The 18,913-nt window shown below is 56.9% G+C and carries 16 protein-coding genes and 1 tRNA gene; 7 read left to right on the top strand and 10 right to left on the bottom strand.

From position 1 onward, the window contains the following. Positions 1-27: 27 nt before the first annotated feature. On the top strand, positions 28-1,074 hold the full coding sequence (locus P349_RS03470) for a class I SAM-dependent methyltransferase (RefSeq protein WP_032650683.1): 1,047 nt from the start codon (positions 28-30) through the stop codon (positions 1,072-1,074). A 66-nt stretch (positions 1,075-1,140) separates the two neighbouring features. Further along, on the top strand, positions 1,141-1,581 hold the full coding sequence (locus P349_RS03475; protein WP_032650687.1) for an acetyltransferase: 441 nt from the start codon (positions 1,141-1,143) through the stop codon (positions 1,579-1,581). On the opposite strand, the gene P349_RS03480 is transcribed toward P349_RS03475, so the two are convergent. Then, positions 1,578-2,606 carry a virulence RhuM family protein gene (locus P349_RS03480; RefSeq protein ID WP_032650688.1) on the bottom strand — a complete coding sequence of 343 codons (1,029 nt, stop codon included), beginning with the start codon at positions 2,604-2,606 and terminating at the stop codon, positions 1,578-1,580. The two genes, P349_RS03475 and P349_RS03480, sit on opposite strands and share 4 nt — an antisense overlap. A 58-nt stretch (positions 2,607-2,664) precedes the next feature. Further along, the gene (locus P349_RS03485) at positions 2,665-3,006 is read right to left on the bottom strand and encodes a SymE family type I addiction module toxin (protein ID WP_032650691.1); all 342 of its coding nucleotides are present in this window, start codon (positions 3,004-3,006) and stop codon (positions 2,665-2,667) included. Positions 3,007-3,131: 125 nt separating this feature from the next. Between P349_RS03485 and P349_RS03490 the strand changes: the two genes are divergently transcribed. Then, positions 3,132-3,323, top strand: coding sequence for a toxin-antitoxin system HicB family antitoxin (locus tag P349_RS03490; RefSeq protein WP_032649915.1), 192 nt, complete (start codon positions 3,132-3,134; stop codon positions 3,321-3,323). Positions 3,324-3,346: 23 nt separating this feature from the next. Next, on the top strand, positions 3,347-4,156 hold the full coding sequence (locus P349_RS03495; RefSeq protein ID WP_032650693.1) for a toll/interleukin-1 receptor domain-containing protein: 810 nt from the start codon (positions 3,347-3,349) through the stop codon (positions 4,154-4,156). A gap of 3 nt (positions 4,157-4,159) precedes the next feature. On the opposite strand, the gene P349_RS03500 is transcribed toward P349_RS03495, so the two are convergent. Continuing rightward, positions 4,160-4,254: transfer RNA gene (locus P349_RS03500), tRNA-Sec, on the bottom strand. A 288-nt stretch (positions 4,255-4,542) separates the two neighbouring features. On the opposite strand from P349_RS03500, the gene P349_RS03505 reads away from it, so the two are divergent. Together P349_RS03505 and yicI are read left to right on the top strand one after the other, a co-directional pair. Continuing rightward, a complete protein-coding gene (locus P349_RS03505) occupies positions 4,543-5,934 on the top strand; it encodes a glycoside-pentoside-hexuronide family transporter (protein ID WP_032650695.1) in 1,392 nt (463 codons plus the stop codon). 12 nt (positions 5,935-5,946) lie between these two features. Then, the gene (yicI, locus tag P349_RS03510) at positions 5,947-8,265 is read left to right on the top strand and encodes an alpha-xylosidase (RefSeq protein WP_032650697.1); all 2,319 of its coding nucleotides are present in this window, start codon (positions 5,947-5,949) and stop codon (positions 8,263-8,265) included. A gap of 60 nt (positions 8,266-8,325) precedes the next feature. Here yicI and P349_RS03515 read toward each other — a convergent pair whose 3' ends face one another. Further along, positions 8,326-10,029, bottom strand: a complete 1,704-nt coding sequence (locus P349_RS03515; protein WP_032650700.1) for an AsmA family protein — start codon at positions 10,027-10,029, stop codon at positions 8,326-8,328. A 119-nt stretch (positions 10,030-10,148) separates the two neighbouring features. Next, positions 10,149-11,540: a xanthine/proton symporter XanP gene (xanP, locus tag P349_RS03520; RefSeq protein ID WP_014881972.1), complete on the bottom strand. Its 1,392-nt coding sequence runs from the start codon at positions 11,538-11,540 to the stop codon at positions 10,149-10,151. 226 nt (positions 11,541-11,766) lie between these two features. On the opposite strand from xanP, the gene gltS reads away from it, so the two are divergent. After that, a complete protein-coding gene (gene gltS / locus P349_RS03525; RefSeq protein WP_032650701.1) occupies positions 11,767-12,969 on the top strand; it encodes a sodium/glutamate symporter in 1,203 nt (400 codons plus the stop codon). 1 nt (position 12,970) lies between these two features. Here gltS and recG read toward each other — a convergent pair whose 3' ends face one another. Genes recG through gmk form a run of 5 tightly spaced genes read right to left on the bottom strand, consistent with a single transcriptional unit; the run spans position 12,971 to position 18,837 of the window. Then, positions 12,971-15,052 carry an ATP-dependent DNA helicase RecG gene (recG, locus tag P349_RS03530; protein WP_032650703.1) on the bottom strand — a complete coding sequence of 694 codons (2,082 nt, stop codon included), beginning with the start codon at positions 15,050-15,052 and terminating at the stop codon, positions 12,971-12,973. A 3-nt stretch (positions 15,053-15,055) separates the two neighbouring features. Beyond that, entirely contained in the window at positions 15,056-15,745 is a 690-nt protein-coding gene (trmH, locus tag P349_RS03535) for a tRNA (guanosine(18)-2'-O)-methyltransferase TrmH (protein WP_032650705.1), read from the bottom strand. A gap of 4 nt (positions 15,746-15,749) precedes the next feature. Further along, complete coding sequence (gene spoT / locus P349_RS03540) at positions 15,750-17,864, bottom strand: bifunctional GTP diphosphokinase/guanosine-3',5'-bis pyrophosphate 3'-pyrophosphohydrolase (RefSeq protein WP_024906643.1); 2,115 nt, start codon at positions 17,862-17,864, stop codon at positions 15,750-15,752. 19 nt (positions 17,865-17,883) lie between these two features. Further along, positions 17,884-18,159: a DNA-directed RNA polymerase subunit omega gene (rpoZ, locus tag P349_RS03545; protein ID WP_000135058.1), complete on the bottom strand. Its 276-nt coding sequence runs from the start codon at positions 18,157-18,159 to the stop codon at positions 17,884-17,886. A 54-nt stretch (positions 18,160-18,213) separates the two neighbouring features. After that, positions 18,214-18,837, bottom strand: coding sequence for a guanylate kinase (gmk, locus tag P349_RS03550; RefSeq protein WP_008502674.1), 624 nt, complete (start codon positions 18,835-18,837; stop codon positions 18,214-18,216). Positions 18,838-18,913 lie beyond the last annotated feature (76 nt).

Genomic DNA, 18,913 nt, shown 5'->3' with positions numbered 1-18,913 from the left:
TTAAAAGCCTAACGGAGGGAAGACGACATGAACTGGCAGCCTTTTCGCGGCGATGCGCCGGAAAATATGACGATTTTTAGCGCGTCATTTCCCGACGTCAGCGACCAGTGGCCGATGAAAGACGACGCTGCCCGTGAGATCGCCTCCCTTGACCGCGCCCTGAAAGCCGAGCCGGCGCTCCGGCCGCCACGGGTGGAATACGACGAGGGCGGGCAGGCCGTGCTTGTCCCGCAGAACCGCTATTCCGAACAGGCCTTTCGCAACCGCCCGGCGCTCACCGCGTGGCGAACTCGGCTGGTTCCCTCCGCGCTGGCGCTGTTTGTGGTGCAAAACCCGCTGGAAGATCGCCTGCCTGACGGCACTAAAATGGACAGCGACAGCCGCCAGTGGTTTATCCACGCGAACGATGCGGTTGGCGTGCGTTCCCGCGCCAGGGTGCTGGCCGCGCTGGTGGATAAGTACATTCACAATGAGAGCGAGAACAACTGGGTCAGCCTCGCGAGCGGTGCCGCCATTCCGGTGCTGGAGGCGCTGCGTGAAGCAAAGCTCGACGGCCAGCAGGTCTATCTCACGCTGGTGGACAAAGACCCGGTGGCGCTGAGCTGGGCGGAAACCATGGCGGCGCAGGAAGGCATTGTGGTGGGCGAACAGCTGACGCTGCTCAGGCGCAACCTGCTCCATACGCTGGTGCGTAACGAGGACCTGCTGCTGGAGCTGGGCGAGCATCAGGCCGAACTGGTCGACGCGCTGGGGATCTTCGAATACTTCAACGATACCGATGCGGTGACTTTCCTCCAGCGCGCGCTGCGGCTGGTCAAGCCCGGCGGGGCGGTGATTGTGTCGAACATGCTCACCAGTAGCCCGCACATTGACTTTGTGCTGCGTGGTATCGGCTGGGAGGATATTCACCCGAGGACGCTGCAGCAGCTGCAGGATATCCACCTCGCGGCGGGCGTGCCGGTGGAAAACGTCACCGTGGTCGTGCCTAAGGACGGGGTGTACGCGGTGATGGAGATTAGGGTAGGGGATGAAAAACCGCACGGTCAGTTCCCTCTCCCTGAGGGAGAGGGTTAGGGTGAGGGGGGAACAGACCGCAAAGCGTGGCTTGAAATAATTCGGTTTTCCAATCATGATCCCGCCATGAAAATCGAAACCGCACTCCCCACACACTTCGAACGTCTGGTCGCGATCTGGGAATCCTCCGTCCGCGCCACCCACCACTTTTTACAGGAAAGCGATATTGCGGCGCTGCGCCCGTTATTGCTTAACGCGTATTTACCAAACCTCACCGTCATGATGGCCCGCGATGATGCAGGCGTTATTCACGGCTTTTTAGGCGTGGATGAAAACCGCATTGAAATGCTGTTTGTCGATGATGCGAGCCGGGGGAAGGGCGTTGGGAAATTGCTGCTGAACCACGCCATCGCAGCGTTCGGCGCGAACGAAGTGGACGTGAATGAGCAGAACCCGCAGGGCGTCGCGTTTTATCGCCATATGGGGTTTGAGCAGGTCGGGCGTTCGGAACTGGACGGGCAGGGGAATCCGTTTCCGTTGTTGCATATGCGGTTGAATCGGGATTAGCGCTTAGCCTGCTTATCCCATTTTAATAAGCCGATGATATCTTTCTCACCTTCGGCTTCTTTCAGCAGGCGCTGCTTTTTTTCAAACTCAATGTATTCTGAGCACGCCTTTTCATCAGCCGCTTTCTTGCTGATTTTTCCTGCTCCTTCTAATACGTCCCGGTCGTTAAATTGCAGGAACTGATCGAGCTTAGTTTGCCAGTCTCGTAAAAATACCTGCTTGCGGCGTTTGGCCTGATCTTCGGCAAAATCGAGCCACATATTAACGACGCGATTTAGTTCGCTGACTTCATCCTGAGACAGATAATTTTTTGCGGTGGTGACATCGCTTTTACGGACTTCTTCGCCTTTATAGCTGGTCAGCCCCATATGCGGTTGAGTGGCGTCCGCACGCTGGTGAATCAACTCAGCAGCGGTGTGGCCCGTACAGGCAAAATGCAGTTTATTCTGGATGGTCTGGAAGAATTGCGTGGTTTCTTTGAGTGACGGCTGATAGTCAGCGGCTAATGCAAAAATTTCCCTTATGCGAAGGTAGACCCGGCGTTCGCTGGCCCGTATATCGCGAATGCGTTCCAGCATTTCATCGAAATAGTCAGGTACGGCGGATGATCCGACAGGTGGATTTTTCAGGCGCTCGTCGTCCATAACGAAGCCTTTTACCAGATATTCCTGCAGCGTTTGGGTGGCCCACTGGCGGAACTGTGTCCCTCGCGTGGAGCGGACGCGATAGCCTATGGCGAGAATGACGGGCAGGCTAAAGTATTGAACGTTATATACTTTACCATCGCTGGCAGTTGTTCGGTAAAACCGAACAACTGAATTTTCGGCCAGCTCACCCTCATCAAAAATATTCTTGATATGCCCGCTGATCGTGGCTTTGGCTTTGCCGTATAACTCACAGATTGTGGCCTGTGAGAGCCACAACGTATCGCTTTCGAAGCGGCATTCAATGCGAACTTTTCCATCTTTGCTGGCAAACATGACAAACTCACCGGCTGGTGAATTTATTAATTCTTCATATGTCATGCTGCCTCCGCGTCATAAGGTTGATGCCTGTAAGCTCGTAGTATGCCAGAAACAGCCGCTAAGCCAGGTGGTTTGTATTTGATTTTGCGAGGCGCTTTCCAGCATGCGGAATTTGGATCGCTGCAAGCGCGTTCTCTATCTCAACGAGCTTTGCTTTGGTCCGTTTATAATCATCCTGCAACCTCTGCTCCTGCTCGTTATACGCCACCAGAACGATGCAACCTTTCATGACTTTTATCGTGACCTGTTGTCCGGTATCAAAACCCGCCGCGCGTAGCCACTTCCCGGAAAGGATGATTTTCGGAGTGGATTTGTCGAAAACATTCGGGCGGTATCCCACAATTAACGAACGCTCGGTTCCGGATTTGTCGGTGTCTGGGGTAGAATGCGAATCAGCCATAATCAACTCCTTGATAGTTGGTGAGGTTAGACGCTCCGGCTGTGTTCCCGCACATCGGGGCGTTGCAAGTAGAGGGGGTTTAGGTGGCCTCCTATATGTGCCAGAGTAAATGGATAGGTGGCCTCATGTCAATCATATCGCGCGAAAAAAAACCAAAAGGCGGCGGGCAGTCTCCGCAGTTTAAGATGCGAATTGATCCGGCATTGAAGGAGCAGTTGGATGCTGTGGCGGCTGAGGAAGGGGTGAGCCTCGCTAGCTGGTTGAAGGAGCTGGCGAGGGAGGCTTTACGATTAAGGAAAATTGAACCTAAGGGTTAACATTATGAATAAGGGATTCAGCCATGCCTAAAGAAATGGATCGATATGGTACCGTTAAAGTAATATCTGGAAAATTTAAAGGACGTATTGGTTATTACGATGATGATGATTCTATTTTTCCAGAAAACTATGAATGGAATGAAGATGATGATGATGATGATGAAACAATAGAAGGTATAATCCATGTCGCTATTGTATATTTTGGCCATTTTTCTCTAGCGACTGAGCATCATGGAATCTCTTATGATGATTTAGAATATGCATCAATGCACGATTTAGTAAATCGTAAAGCTGAACTCACTAAACTGTGCTCTCCATACAATAAAATATCATATAAGAAATTGTGCAGTTATTTTTCAGAATTACATTACATTGAAACTACTCTTCTGGACCAAATTGTGGAGCAGCGCTATATGAATAAACCTAACGGGGCAAAAATTTTCATCTCTCATTCATCATTAGATAAACCGTTTGCAAAGATGTTATGTATGGACCTTGAAGCAAATGGGTATGCTCCTTGGTTGGATGAATGGGACATAAAAGTGGGGGAAAGTATTCCCGAGCGAATTTCAGACGGACTAGAAGAAGCTGATTTTGTAATTGTTATTCTTTCTGAAAATGCGGTTTCATCAAAATGGGTAGAAAGAGAATGGCAAACAAAATATTGGAATGAAATTCAACACAATTGTATTCATGTGCTTCCTTTACTTTTGAAAGATTGCAAAATACCTGAGTTGTTAAAAACAAAAAAATACGCAGATTTTAGAAATGATTTTAACAGTGGATTAAGGGACTTATTGGCAGCACTAGAAAGTTTGTATAAAAAGGAATGATTTTGGCGGAAGATCACAGGAGTCGAACCTGCCCGGGAACGCTGGCGTCCCCAACTGGATTTGAAGTCCAGCCACCTCACCGGAGATGACGATCTTCCGCGCCTCGATTGCTACATGGAGGCGGGGCGCATTATAGCTACTTTCAGGCATTTACCACATACCCCACACCACTTTTTTCACCTCTCTTTTGACCTGTACACCCCTGTTTCAGGTAATTCCTAAGAAAATCCTCATGTTAGCCCTTCTGCTTCCCAAAATTTACCGCGATCACAAAAAACAAGAAACGTAATCTGCTAATCAGAAAACGCAATACCCGCTCCTGAAACAATGGTTTAAAACACTGTAACCGGTCTCAGCGCCCCCTACAGCGTGAAGGATAAAAAAAGATGAGCGAAGTATTGTCAGTAAAAGAGAAGATTGGCTACGGCATGGGTGACGCCGCCAGCCACATCATTTTTGATAACGTTATGTTGTACATGATGTTTTTCTACACCGATATTTTCGGCATTCCCGCCGGGTTTGTCGGCACCATGTTCCTGCTGGCGCGCGCGCTGGATGCGATCTCCGACCCGTGCATGGGGCTGATCGCCGACCGCACCCGTAGCCGCTGGGGCAAGTTCCGTCCGTGGATTTTGTTTGGCGCCATCCCGTTCGGCATCGTCTGCGTGCTGGCCTACACCACGCCGGACCTCAGCCTCAACGGCAAAATGGTGTATGCCGCCATTACTTACACCCTGCTGACCCTGCTCTATACCGTGGTCAACATCCCCTACTGCGCGCTCGGCGGCGTAATCACTAACGACCCGACGCAGCGTATCTCCCTTCAGTCATGGCGCTTTGTGCTGGCGACCGCGGGCGGCATGCTCTCTACGGTGCTGATGATGCCGCTGGTGAACCTGATTGGCGGCGACGATAAGGCGTTCGGCTTCCAGGGCGGCATCGCCGTACTGTCGGTGGTTGCTTTCCTGATGCTGGCGTTCTGCTTCTTTACCACCAAAGAGCGCATCCAGGTGCCGCCGAGCACCACCTCCATGCGGGAAGACCTGCGCGACATCTGGCAAAACGACCAGTGGCGCATCGTCGGCGTGCTCACCATCCTCAATATCCTCGCCGTCTGCGTGCGCGGCGGCGCGATGATGTACTACTGCACCTGGATCATGGGCTCGCCGGAGGTGTTCGTCGCGTTCCTCACCACCTACTGCGTTGGCAACCTGATCGGCTCCGCGCTGGCGAAACCGCTTACCGACTGGAAGTGCAAGGTCAGCATCTTCTGGTGGACCAACGCCGCGCTGGCGGTGGTCAGCGTGGCGATGTTCTTCGTGCCGATGCATGCCACCGTGCTGATGTTCGCCTTTATCTTCGTCATTGGCGTGCTGCACCAGCTGGTGACGCCGATCCAGTGGGTGATGATGTCAGATACCGTCGACTACGGCGAATGGACCAACGGCAAACGCCTGACCGGCATCAGCTTTGCGGGCACGCTGTTCGTGCTGAAGCTCGGTCTGGCGCTGGGCGGGGCGATGATCGGCTGGATGCTGGCAGGCGGAGGCTACGACGCGGCAGCTAAAACCCAGAACAGCGCGACCATCAGCATCATCATCGGCCTGTTTACCCTGGCCCCGGCGGTCTGCTACGTGCTGAGCGCCATTATCGCCAAACGCTACTACACGCTGAAAACGCCTTTCCTGACCAAAATCCTGGGCGAGCTGGCGCAGGGCGCGCGCCGTAATCAGCAGGAGTTTGAAACCCTGCCGGTCAGCAAAGAATTACAGAACTAAGAGGACGAGAGTATGAAAATCAGTGATGGAAACTGGCTTATTCAACCGGGCCTGAACGTGACGTATCCGGTTCAGGTGTTCGACGTGGAGCAGCAGGGCAATGACCTGGTGGTGTTTGTTGCACCGCGCGACGTGCGCGAACGCACCTGGCAGCTCGACACGTTGATGTTCACGGTGCGCCTGTTTGCCCCGCAGGAAGGGATTGTCGGGGTGCGCATTGAGCATTTCCAGGGCGCGCTGAACAACGGCCCGCACTATCCGCTGAACGTTCTGAAGGACGTGAAGGTAGAGATTGAAAACAACGCCGAGTTTGCCGAGCTGAAAAGCGGCAGCGTCAGCGTGCGCGTCACCAAAGGCGAGTTCTGGGCGCTGGATTTCCTGCGTAACGGCCAGCGCATTACCGGCAGCCAGCTGAAAAACAACGGCTACGTGCAGGATACCAACGCCGACCGCAATTACATGTTCGAACGTCTGGATCTGGGCGTGGGGGAAACGGTCTACGGCCTGGGCGAGCGCTTTACCGCGCTGGTGCGCAACGGCCAGACGGTCGAAACCTGGAACCGCGACGGCGGCACCAGCACCGAGCAGTCCTACAAAAACATCCCGTTCTACCTGACCAACCGCGGCTACGGCGTGCTGGTGAATCATCCCGAGAACGTCTCGTTTGAAGTCGGCTCCGAGAAGGTCTCCAAAGTGCAGTTCAGCGTGGAAGGCGAATATCTTGAGTACTTCGTGATCGACGGCCCGACGCCAAAAGAGGTATTAAACCGCTATACCCGTTTCACCGGGCGTCCGGCGCTGCCGCCTGCCTGGTCGTTCGGCCTGTGGCTCACCACCTCGTTCACCACCAACTACGACGAAGCGACGGTGAACAGCTTTATCGACGGCATGGCCAAGCGCGACCTGCCGCTGCACGTCTTCCACTTCGACTGCTTCTGGATGAAGGCCTTCCAGTGGTGCGATTTCGAGTGGGACCCGGTGACCTTCCCGGATCCGGAAGGCATGATCCGCCGCCTGAAAGAGAAGGGGCTGAAGGTCTGCGTGTGGATTAACCCGTACATCGGCCAGAAATCCCCGATCTTCCAGGAGCTGAAAGCGAAGGGCTACCTGCTCAAGCGCCCGGACGGCTCCCTGTGGCAGTGGGACAAATGGCAGCCGGGGCTGGCGATTTATGACTTCACCAACCCGGATGCGTGCCGGTGGTATGCCGACAGGCTAAAAGGCCTGGTGGATATCGGCGTCGACTGCTTCAAGACCGACTTCGGCGAGCGTATCCCGACGGACGTGCTGTGGTTTGACGGGTCCGATCCGCAGAAGATGCACAACCACTACACCTACATCTATAACGAGCTGGTGTGGAACGTGCTGAAAGAGACGGTGGGGGAAGAAGAAGCGGTGCTGTTCGCCCGCTCCGCGTCCGTCGGGGCGCAGCAGTTCCCGGTGCACTGGGGTGGCGACTGCTACGCCAACTATGAATCCATGGCCGAGAGCCTGCGCGGCGGGCTGTCGATTGGCCTGTCCGGCTTCGGGTTCTGGAGCCACGATATTGGCGGGTTCGAAAACACCGCCCCGGCGCACGTCTACAAACGCTGGTGCGCGTTCGGGCTGTTCTCTAGCCACAGCCGCCTGCACGGCAGTAAATCCTACCGCGTGCCGTGGGCCTACGATGACGAGTCCTGCGACGTGGTGCGCCACTTCACGCAGCTGAAGTGCCAACTAATGCCGTACCTGTACCGTCAGGCGGCGCTGGCCCGCGAGTTCGGCACGCCGATGCTGCGGGCGATGATGCTGGAGTTCCCGGACGATCCGGCGTGCGATTACCTCGATCGTCAGTACATGCTGGGGGATGCAATGATGGTGGCACCGGTGTTCTCCGAGGCGGGCGACGTGCAGTTCTACCTGCCGGAAGGCCGCTGGACGCACCTGTGGCACAACGACGAAATTCAGGGCAGCCGCTGGCATAAGCAGCAGCACGATTTCATGAGCCTGCCGGTCTATGTGCGCGACAACACGCTGCTGGCGCTGGGTAATAATAACCAGAAGCCGGACTACGCGTGGAATGAGGGGACGGCCTTCCAGCTGTTTAACCTGAGCGACGGCGCAACGGCGGTGAGCGAAGTGCCTGCGGCGGACGGCGCGGTGGCGTTTACGCTGAAGGCATCGCGTCAGGGCGATATCGTGACCTTTACCGGCGCGGGAGACGCGAAAAACTGGTCGGTGTGCTTGCGCAACGTGCAGAAGGTGAATGGCGTGAAAGGCGGCTCACAGGCGGGTAGCGAGTGGGGCGTATTGGTGAAAGCGGAGGGGAATGAGGTGGTGGTTCACCTTTAATTCCCCTCACCCTAACCCTCTCCCCAAAGGGGCGAGGGAATGGTTTGCTCCCTCTCCCTTTCAGGGAGAGGGCTGGGGTGAGGGTGGTGTTGAAACTACACCGCCCGCCATCGTCTGCTGCACCTGCTGTTTATCCATATTCACCGCGTTCAGCTTGCCGTTCACCGTCGGCTTAAGCGGGGTATTCGCCTGCACGCTGCCGCTGGCGGTGAGCTGAATATTGCCGTCGCCCGTAATCGGCAGCGCGGGCCAGCCCCACTGCTGCAGTACGTTGAGCGGCACGCCGCGCCCGTTCAGGCTCACCGTAGTCTGCCGCTGCGGAAGCTGCGAAACCGTCGCCGTTGCTTCCAGAATACCTTTCTCGGTAAACGCGCTGAGGTCGGTAATATTCACCGTGGCGGCGTTCGCATTCAGCGCCAGCGACGGACGGCGCACGTCCACGCGGTTAAAGGTCGCCGCCGCGCCGTTCAGGGTCGCGCTGCCGCCCCAGACACCCCACTGGCGATCTTTCACCAGCTGCAGGTTTGCGCCATAGCCATCCAGAGAGGTGATCTGCCACGGGAAGGCGGGATCGATGTCGATCACCAGGTTGCGGCTCAGGCCGAATTTTTGCAGCGTGACGCTGTTCAGCCATTCCGGCAGAGGCTCCATCCACAGCGTCTTCCAGTTCTGCGGCAGGGTGTATTCCAGCCCGGCGATGGCGACATCGTCCAGCACCAGCGCTTTACCGTCGCGCAGCCAGTTACCGGAGGTGCGTATCATGCCGCCCTCCCAGCGGGAGGTGAACTGACGCAGCGCCATGCCCTGCGGGGAAAACTCTGCATTCAGAATCGGGTCGAAAAGATGCAGCGAGCCGTAGATAAACTCGCTGGCGTTCATGGACAAGCGGCCTTCCTGGCTCTGCCAGTCGCCTTTGCTGAGAGTCAGGTTGCGCAGGCTTAAATCGAGATCGGTCACCGCCCAGTCCGGGCCCTGAAGCCGGGCGTCGGTCACGTCCAGACGACCAATCTGCAGAGAGGGAATGGTGGCCAGCGGCGCGAAGAACGCCATCAGCGTTTTATCGCTCTGCAGGCGGATTTCGTTCAGACGCATGGTGTCGATAATCCAGCTCCCGTCGGCGTTGCGCAGGGCGGAGCCGGTGAGTGAGCCGCGGGCCATATCGGCGCCAATCGTGTTCAGCACCACCTCCTTGCCGTTAAGCTGGCCCTCGATCAGCACGTTGGTGGCCGGTACGCCGTTCAGGGTCAGCGAGCCTGCGCTCATCTGAATCTGCGCGTTGTTCCCCAGCACGTTGCCGGCTTCCGGCTGCCACGGGCTGACGCCGCCCGTCACCTTCTGCGCGCTCAGGTCCCATTCGGTATTCGGGCTGTTAAAGGCCATGTTGTTCAGCTGCAGGCGATCCGCCTGGAAAGGCAGCGGCGCCGTCTGCGGCGAGAGATTCAGCGTGCCGTCGAACAGGGTGATGGTGTCCATATGCAGCGGATCGGTTACCTGGCGGCTGCTCAGGCCAATATCGACTTTTTTGGCGACCAGCGTGGCGGGTTTACCGTCCCGGCCAAAGATGACATTTTCCAGAATAATGTGGGAAGGCGACGAAAAGCGGTGATTCATCTTGTCGAAACTGAGTTCGTAGTCGGTATTCACCGTCACCCAGCTGCTGACCTGAGACGCGCCCCAGCGGGTCTGGAGCAGAATGTAGAGCGCCAGCATCACAATGAGCAGGGCTACCAGAAGATAGATGAGGAGCTTTCCAATAAATTTCATGGTCTTCCATCCCGCAAAACGCACATAAGGGAGTTATGCACGATTTATGCGCAATCCTCAAGGCGGGAATGGTGTAATTAGATGTCACGGCAGGCATTGACTGCCTGCCGTGAGAGAAATCAATTTTTCTCAGGCGGGAAAACGAGGTTCAGCACAATAGCGGTGATACCGCCTGCGGCAATGCCGGAAGAGAGCAGGTTTTTCACCCAGTCAGGTGCAAACTGCAGGATCAGCGGCTGCTGGGAAACGCCCAGACCGACGGCCAGCGACAGGGCGATAATCATGATCGCGCGGCGGTTCAGCGGCTCGCGGGAGACAATACGTACGCCGGAGGCCGCGATCGTCCCGAACATCACCAGCGTTGCGCCGCCCAGCACCGGCTCAGGGATGTGCTGCACAAAGCCGCTCACCGCCGGGAACAGGCCGAGGACGATCAGCATCAGCGCCACCACGAAGCCAACGTAGCGGCTGGCCACGCCGGTCAGCTGGATCACGCCGTTGTTCTGACCGAAGCAGGAGTTCGGGAAGGTGTTGAATACCGCAGAGACAAACGAGTTCAGGCCGTTCGCCAGCACGCCGCCTTTCAGGCGCTTCATGTACAGCGGGCCGGACACCGGCTGCTCGGAGACGTCGGAGGTGGCGGTGATATCACCGATGGTCTCCAGAGAGGTGATCATAAAGACCAGCATCAGCGGCAGGAGCAGACCCCAGTCAATGCCCAGACCGTAGTACAGCGGCGTAGGAACGGTGATCAGCGCGCTGTTGGTCGGCGCGGTGTTCTCCGGCAGCATGCCCAGCGCCCACGCCAGCAGGTAACCCGCCGCCATGGCGATTACCAGCGAGGCCACGCGCAGGTAAGGGTTACGCTGACGGTTAAGCAGAATAATGATCGCCAGCACGACGCCTGCCAGCAGCAGGTTTTTCGGCGCGCCGAAGGTGTGGTCGCTCATTGCGGCATAGCCGCCGCCGATGGAGGTAAGACCCACCTGAATCAGCGACAGGCCGATAATCATCACGACGACGCCGGAAACCAGCGGGGTGATAACGCGGCGAGCCAGATGCAGAACCCGGGAGATCACCATCTCCGTACAGCTGGCCAGCATCAGCGTGCCGAACAGCGCCGCCATCATGGTCGGGACATCCGCACCGCCGGTTTTCAGCGCCGTACCGCCCATGATCAGGGGCGCCACGAAGTTAAAGCTGGTGCCCTGAATCGACAATAATCCCGACCCCACCGGCCCCCATGCTTTAATTTGAATAATCGAGGCCACGCCGGAGGCAAAAAGAGACATGCTGATAATGTGCTGCGTGTCCTGCGCCGGTAAACCGAGCGCCTGGCAAATCAGCAGCGCCGGGGTGATCACCGCAACAAACATCGCCAGAAGATGCTGGCAGGCGGCGAACAGCGTTTGCGGCAGCGGCGGGCGGTCTTCAAGGCGGTAAATCAGTTCGCTATTTTGCTTCTGCGCAATCGGTTGCGCATCAGGCGACTCTATGGTGTTAACGGACATCGGCGGCAATCCCACGGTGGAAAAGCGGGCATTTTATCTGACCACCTGGTAAAAGCAAACGATTGCCAGCAAAAAAAGGGAAGAAAATCTGCCGCTGTGAGCAGGTTTTCTACAACGTATCGGGAAAAAAAATTACACTTTTTCGCGCCGGGAGCTCATGAAGAGCGCAAACCGGCCCAGGATAACGCCGCGTGTGTATGGAACACGCGCAAAACAGGAGCCTTCTATGATTCATCTCGATACGTTGTCGACACTTGTTGCCGCAACGCTGGTCTTACTGCTTGGCCGTAAGCTGGTACATAGCGTTTCCCTTCTGAAGAAATACACCATTCCTGAACCTGTCGCCGGTGGTCTCCTGGTGGCGCTGGCCCTGCTGATACTGAAAAAAAGCATGGGCTGGGAAATCGATTTTGATATGTCCCTGAAGGACCCGCTGATGCTTGCCTTCTTTGCCACCATCGGCCTGAACGCCAATCTGGCGAGCCTGCGGGCGGGCGGTAAAGTGCTCGGCGTATTCCTGATTGTGGTGGTGGGGCTGCTGCTGATGCAAAACGCTATCGGCATCGGGATGGCGACGCTGCTGGGACTGGATCCGCTGATGGGGCTGCTGGCGGGGTCAATTACCCTTTCGGGCGGCCACGGTACCGGGGCCGCATGGAGCAAGCTGTTTATCGAGCGCTACGGGTTTGAAAACGCGACGGAGGTGGCGATGGCCTGCGCGACCTTTGGGCTGGTGCTGGGTGGCCTGATTGGCGGCCCGGTGGCACGCTATCTGGTGAAGCACTCCACCACACCGGACGGCAGGCCGGACGATGAGCTGGTGCCGACCGCATTTGAAAAGCCGGACGTCGGGCGCAGCATTACCTCGCTGGTGCTGATTGAAACCATCGCGATGATCGCCATCTGCCTGACCGTGGGCAAAGTGGTTGCGCAATGGCTGGCGGGCTCAGCGTTTGAACTGCCGACGTTTGTCTGCGTGCTGTTTATCGGGGTGATCCTGAGCAACGGCCTGGCGCTGATGGGCTTCTATCGCGTGTTTGAACGGGCGGTGTCGGTGCTCGGCAACGTCTGCCTGTCACTGTTCCTGGCGATGGCGCTGATGAGTCTCAAGCTGTGGGAGCTGGCCTCGCTGGCGCTGCCGATGGTGGCGATTCTGGCGGTACAGGCGCTGTTTATGGCGCTGTATGCCATGTTCGTGACCTGGCGCATGATGGGTAAAAACTACGATGCGGCGGTGCTGGCGGCGGGTCACTGCGGGTTTGGTCTGGGGGCTACCCCAACGGCTATCGCCAACATGCAGGCGATCACCGAACGCTTCGGGCCTTCGCACATGGCGTTTCTGGTGGTCCCGATGGTCGGGGCGTTCTTTATTGATATCGTCAACGCGCTGGTGATTAAGCTGTACCTGATGCTGCCGATGTTTGCCTGAATCAGGCGTTGGAATAGCGTTCGGTTTCCGGCATCCAACGCTCAATTAACGCTGCCGCCTGTTCGGGGTAGCGTTCATGAATGTGGCGAGCCAGGCGCTGAACCTCGGGGATCATGGCCTGATCGCGCAGCAAATCCGCCACTTTGAATTCCGCGTTCCCCGTCTGACGCGTGCCCAGCAGCTCGCCCGGGCCGCGGATCTCCAGGTCTTTTTGCGCAATCACAAAACCGTCGTTGCTGTCGCGCAGCACTTGCAGACGCATCTGGGCGGTTTTCGAGAGCGGGGCTTTGTAGAGCAGGACGCAGTGGGACGCTACCGCGCCACGGCCAACGCGCCCGCGCAGCTGGTGGAGTTGGGCAAGGCCCAGGCGCTCCGGGTTTTCGATGATCATCAGGCTGGAGTTCGGGACGTCCACGCCCACTTCAATGACCGTCGTGGCGACCAGCAAATGCAGCTCGCCCTGCTTAAACGACTGCATCACCGCCTGCTTTTCGGCAGGCTTCATGCGTCCGTGAACCAGGCCCACGTTCAGCTCCGGCAGTGCCAGCTTAAGCTCTTCCCACGTGGCTTCGGCAGCCTGCGCTTCCAGCAGTTCCGACTCTTCAATCAGCGTACAGACCCAGTAGGCCTGACGCCCTTCATGGGTGCAGGCGTTGCGCACGCGGTCGATGATATCACTGCGGCGCGTGTCAGGAATGGCGACCGTTGTGACCGGCGTACGACCCGGGGGGAGTTCGTCGATGGTGGAGGTATCCAGATCGGCGTAGGCCGTCATCGCCAGGGTGCGCGGGATCGGCGTAGCGGTCATGATCAGCTGATGCGGGTGGAAGCCCTGCTGCAGGCCTTTCTCCCATAATGCCAGACGCTGGTGCACGCCGAAGCGATGCTGTTCGTCGATAATCACCAGCGCAAGGCCCTTAAACTGCACCTGTTCCTGGAAGATGGCGTGTGTGCCGACAATCATCTGCACCTGCCCGCTGGCAATAGCCTCCTGTTGCGCAAGGCGCGCTTTGCCTTTTTGCTTCCCGGCAAGCCAGCCCACTTCAATGCCCAGCGGCGCGAACCAGGCGCGGAAATTGTTGGCGTGCTGTTCCGCCAGCAGTTCGGTCGGTGCCATCAGCGCGACCTGTTTGCCGTGGGCAATCGCGCGCAAGGCCGCCAGCGCGGCAACCAGCGTTTTGCCGGAACCCACGTCGCCCTGCACCAGGCGCATCATCGGCACGTCGAGCGCCATATCGCGTTCTATTTCGGCGGTGACGCGCGCCTGCGCGCCGGTGGGCTTAAACGGCAGCGAGGCCAGCAGCTTATCTTTGAGTTCATCATTCTGGCTTAAGGGCTGGGCGTGGAAACGCTGCGCGCCGGCGCGAAGCGCCAGCATGCTCAGGTTATGGGCCAGTAATTCCTCAAGGATAAGACGCCGTTGGGCGGGGTGTTTGCCGCTTTCTAAATCGCTGAGCTGTAGCGTTGGCGGCGGGCGGTGCAGGGTGCGCAGCGCCTCGGGCAGGCTCATCATGCCCTGCGCCAGCTCGGGCGGCAGCAGCTCGGTAATGGCGCAGGTATCCAGCAGCTCCAGCGCCTGATCGGTGAGCTTACGCAGCGTCGCCTGCTTGATGCCTTCCGTCGTCGGGTAAACCGGGGTGAGCGTCTCCTGCAGCTCCGGCGTGCTGAGATCGCCCTGCACGCGGTACTCCGGGTGGATCATCTCTGCGCCGTATTTCCCGCGTTTGGCTTCGCCATAGGCCAGCACCCTGCGGCCCGTCGCCAGGCTGTTTTTCATCGCCGCGCTGAAGTTGAAAAAACGCATGGTGAGAATGCCGGTGCCGTCGCTGATCTGGCAGGTCATCATCCGGCGCCCGCCGAAGGTGATGTTGCAGTTCAGGACTTCGCCTTCAACGGTGGCGTAAATGGCAGGAAGGAGATCGCCAATCTTATAGAGCTGGGTGCGGTCTTCGTAACGCAGGGGGAGGTGAAGCAGGAGATCCTGCACCGTGTGCAGGCCAATTTTTGCTAGCTTATTGCTTTGCGCCGCGCCCACGCCCGTCAGGCTGTTAAGCGGGATGGCATCCAGCAGGCGGCCTTTCATCACTTACCCGGCGTACTGCATGGTGGCCCACCACTCGGCATCGGCTTCAATTTCGCCCTGCGCGTTGACGTGGGGGTAAGGCAATTTTTTCTGCTTCGCAACGCGAGCCAGCACCGGATAGCCACCTTCAAACAGCAGGCGCTGCTGTTCCTCTTCCGGCAGCATGCTGTTGCTGCGCTCGTACATCCCGGCGTTCTGACGCTGGCGCTGCGCTTCATACAGAATGAGCGCGGACGCCACGGAGACGTTAAGAGACTGGACCATGCCGATCATCGGAATGATGATGTCCCGATCCGCCAGATCCAGCGCTTCCTGGGTGATCCCGGTTTTCTCCTGACCCATCAAAATGCAGGTCGGGCGGGTGTAGTCGATCTCGCGGAAATCTACGGCTTTAGCGGACAGGTTAGTGGCCAGGATCTGCATCCCGCGCTCTTTCAGGTGCGATACGGCTTCGCCAATGGTGTGATGATTTTTGACAGATACCCAGCTGTTGCTGCCTGCCGCCGCCGAGACCGTATTGCGCATACGGCCATCCGGCCAGACGGCGTGCACTTCATGCACACCGACGGCATCTGCGGTACGAACGATAGCAGAGACGTTATGAGGTTTATGCACCTGCTCCATGCAGACCGTCAGGTCAGGCTGACGCCTGGCGAGCATTTCGCAGATACGTGCATAACGTTGTGAATTCATAAACCTAGTTTCGGTTTCGGGTGACTTTAATCACGTCCGGCATGACGCGGATCTTGCGCATAATATTCGCCAGATGCACGCGGTCGCGAGCGGTCAGACGAATAAAGGCGCTATACACGCGGCCATCTTTCTCTTCCGTATTCAGGCTCTGAATATTGGAAGAGGCCGTGTTGATCGCTGCCGTCAGGTTCGCCAGGGCACCCTGGTGGTTGAACATATCCACCTTAATTTCGGTGATAAATTCCTGCGCGGTCTCTTTATCCCACTCGACCGCCATAAATTTCTCGGCTTCTTTCTGATAGCCGCGAATGTTACGACAGGATTCGTGGTGGATAACCAGCCCTTTGCCCGGGCTGACGTGCGCAATAATCGGATCGCCAGGAATTGGACGGCAACATTTTGCGAAGGTGATCAGCACCCCGTCCGCGCCTTTAATCGGCAGGTGTCCGTGGCTTTGCGTCGTGGCAGGCACCGCTGTTGTATCGCCTTGCTGCAGGTTCTTCGCCACCACCACGCTCATGGCGTTGCCGAGGCCAATCTCTGCCAGCAGGTCGTCAAGCGACGTGAGCTTCATGCGCTCCAGCTCACGCTGGACGTTCTCCTGCGGAATTTCAGCTAGCTTACGGCTGCCGCCCAACGCGTGGTTGAGCAGACGACGCCCCAGGCTGACGGAATCATCACGCTTGAGATTTTTCAGCAGCTGGCGAATTTTGGCGCGTGCTTTGGAGCTCACGACAAAGTTCAGCCAGGCCGCGTTCGGACGTGCGCCCGGCGCGGTAATAATTTCTACCGTCTGGCCGCTGGAGAGCGGCTGAGACAGCGGATAAGGCTGTCTGTCGACGCGCGCGCCGACGCAGGCATGCCCGATATCGGTATGCACGGCGTAAGCGAAGTCGACTGGCGTTGCGCCCGCAGGCAGTTCGACAATGCGACCTTCTGGGGTGAAAACGTAAATCTCATCCGGGAAGAGATCGGATTTAACGCTCTCGATAAATTCAAACGAGCTGCCCGCACTCTGCTGAAGCTCCAGCAGGCTCTGCATCCAGCGCTGGGCGCGGATTTGTGCGGTCGTGCTGCTTTCGCCACCGTGCTCTTTATACGCCCAGTGTGCGGCAACCCCCATCTCTGCCATCTGGTCCATGTCTTCGGTGCGGATCTGCACCTCAACAGGTACACCGTGCGGACCAATCATCGAGGTGTGCAAAGATTGATAGCCGTTCGCTTTTGGAATGGCGATGTAATCTTTCATGCGCCCCGGACGCGGTTTGTAGAGGCTGTGCATCTGCCCCAGCACGCGATAACAGGTGTCCGAGTCATGGACAATGACGCGGAAGGCGTAGATATCCATGATCGAGTGAAAACGCTGCTCTTTGAGCACCATTTTGCAGTAGATGGAGTAAAGGTGTTTCTCGCGACCGCTGACGCGGCAAGGGATCCCCGCTTCCTGTAAGCGCCCTTCGATTTCAGAGAGGATCTTTTGAATCATCTCTTTACGGTTACCGCGTGCGGCTTTCACCACCTCTTTAATCACGCGATAGCGGTTCGGGTACAACGCTTCAAAACCCAGCTCTTCCAGCTCGGTTTTAATGTGATGAATACCTAAACGGTGCGCCAGCGGACTGTAGATTTCGAGGGTTTCACGGGCAATGCGGCGACGTTTATCCGGGCGAAGTGAGCCCAGCGTGCGCATGTTGTGGGTACGGTCAGCGAGTTTGATGAGAATGACGCGGATATCCTGCACCATCGCCATAATCATCTTGCGGAAGTTTTCGGCTTGCGCCTCTTTCTTGTCGCGGAAATTCAGCTTATCAAGCTTAGAGACCCCTTCCACCAGTTCGGCAACGCTTTTGCCAAACAGCTGTTCCATGTCCTGGTAAGTGGCAGGGGTATCTTCGATCACGTCGTGCAGCAGAGCGGCCATCAGCGTTTCGTAGTCGAGTTTCATCTCGGCCAGAATACAGGCCACCGCTACCGGGTGCGTGATATAGGGTTCACCGCTTGAACGTGTCTGGCCCTCGTGAGCGTCACGTGCAACGAGATACGCCTGCTGAAGACGCTTAATCTGGTCTTCAGGCAGGTAGGTTTGAATCAGTTGATTCAGGCTTTCAAACAGATACAAGGGCGACCCGCAGGTTTAATTAACGACGACCTTCAGCAATAGCGGTTACGGCCTGCAGTTCTGCGGCTTCCTGCTCTTGCTGCTCCTGGCGCTCACGCACGTCGAGGATCTGGTTGTTGATCAGACCTTCTTCGATTTCGCGAAGTGCAATAACGGTGGTTTTATCGTTTTCTTCCGGTACCAGCGGATCTTTACCGCCTACCTGCATCTGACGAGCGCGACGCGCGGCGACCAGCACCAGGTCAAAACGGTTACCAATTTTCTCTACAGCGTCCTGAACAGTTACGCGTGCCATACTTAAAATGCTCCACAGGTGAAGAAATGACTGGGCATGATACTGAAAGTGGGTTCAGTCTGCCAACAGTTTGGTGATTAATGCGTCATGTCGCTGCTTCTGGCGGCTCATACGCAGACGTTCTGCACGAAGAATGGTTTTGAGATCGCTCAGCGCGGCATCAAAATCATCATTCACAATAAGGTAATCATATTCCGCGTAATGGCTCATTTCTGCAACAGCCTGTTCCATACGCTTTGCGATCACTTCTTCGCTGTCCTGACCGCGGCCACGCAGACGGCGATCCAGCTCATCTTTCGATGGCGGTAAAATAAAGATACTGCGCGAGTCAGGCATTTTCTTGCGAATTTGCTGTGCGCCCTGCCAGTCGATATCCAGGAACACATTCACGCCCGTGGCCAGAACCTGCTCAATGGTTTCACGCGAAGTACCGTAGTAATTACCGAATACTTCAGCGTGTTCAAGAAACGCGTCTCTGCCGATCATCGCTCTGAATTCGTCGTGATCCACAAAGAAATAGTGTTCACCGTGCACTTCACCCGGACGCGGCTGGCGCGTGGTGTGAGAAACAGAAACCTGTGTGTCGTACAACGGTTGGGTTTTTAACAGTGCCTGAATAAGGCTGGATTTACCCGCGCCACTAGGGGCAGAAACAATATAAAGCGTGCCTTGAGCCATGAGAGTCTTTTGTATGTGTTAACGAAGAAGTCCTACATACGGGCTTATTATACACGTCACCGCCGTGTGACGTAGC

Origin of the sequence: Enterobacter sp. DC4 (assembly GCF_000568095.1) — a bacterium.
Classification (GTDB): Bacteria; Pseudomonadota; Gammaproteobacteria; order Enterobacterales; family Enterobacteriaceae; genus Enterobacter; species Enterobacter pseudoroggenkampii.
This window is presented reverse-complemented; position numbering and strand designations above follow the sequence as displayed.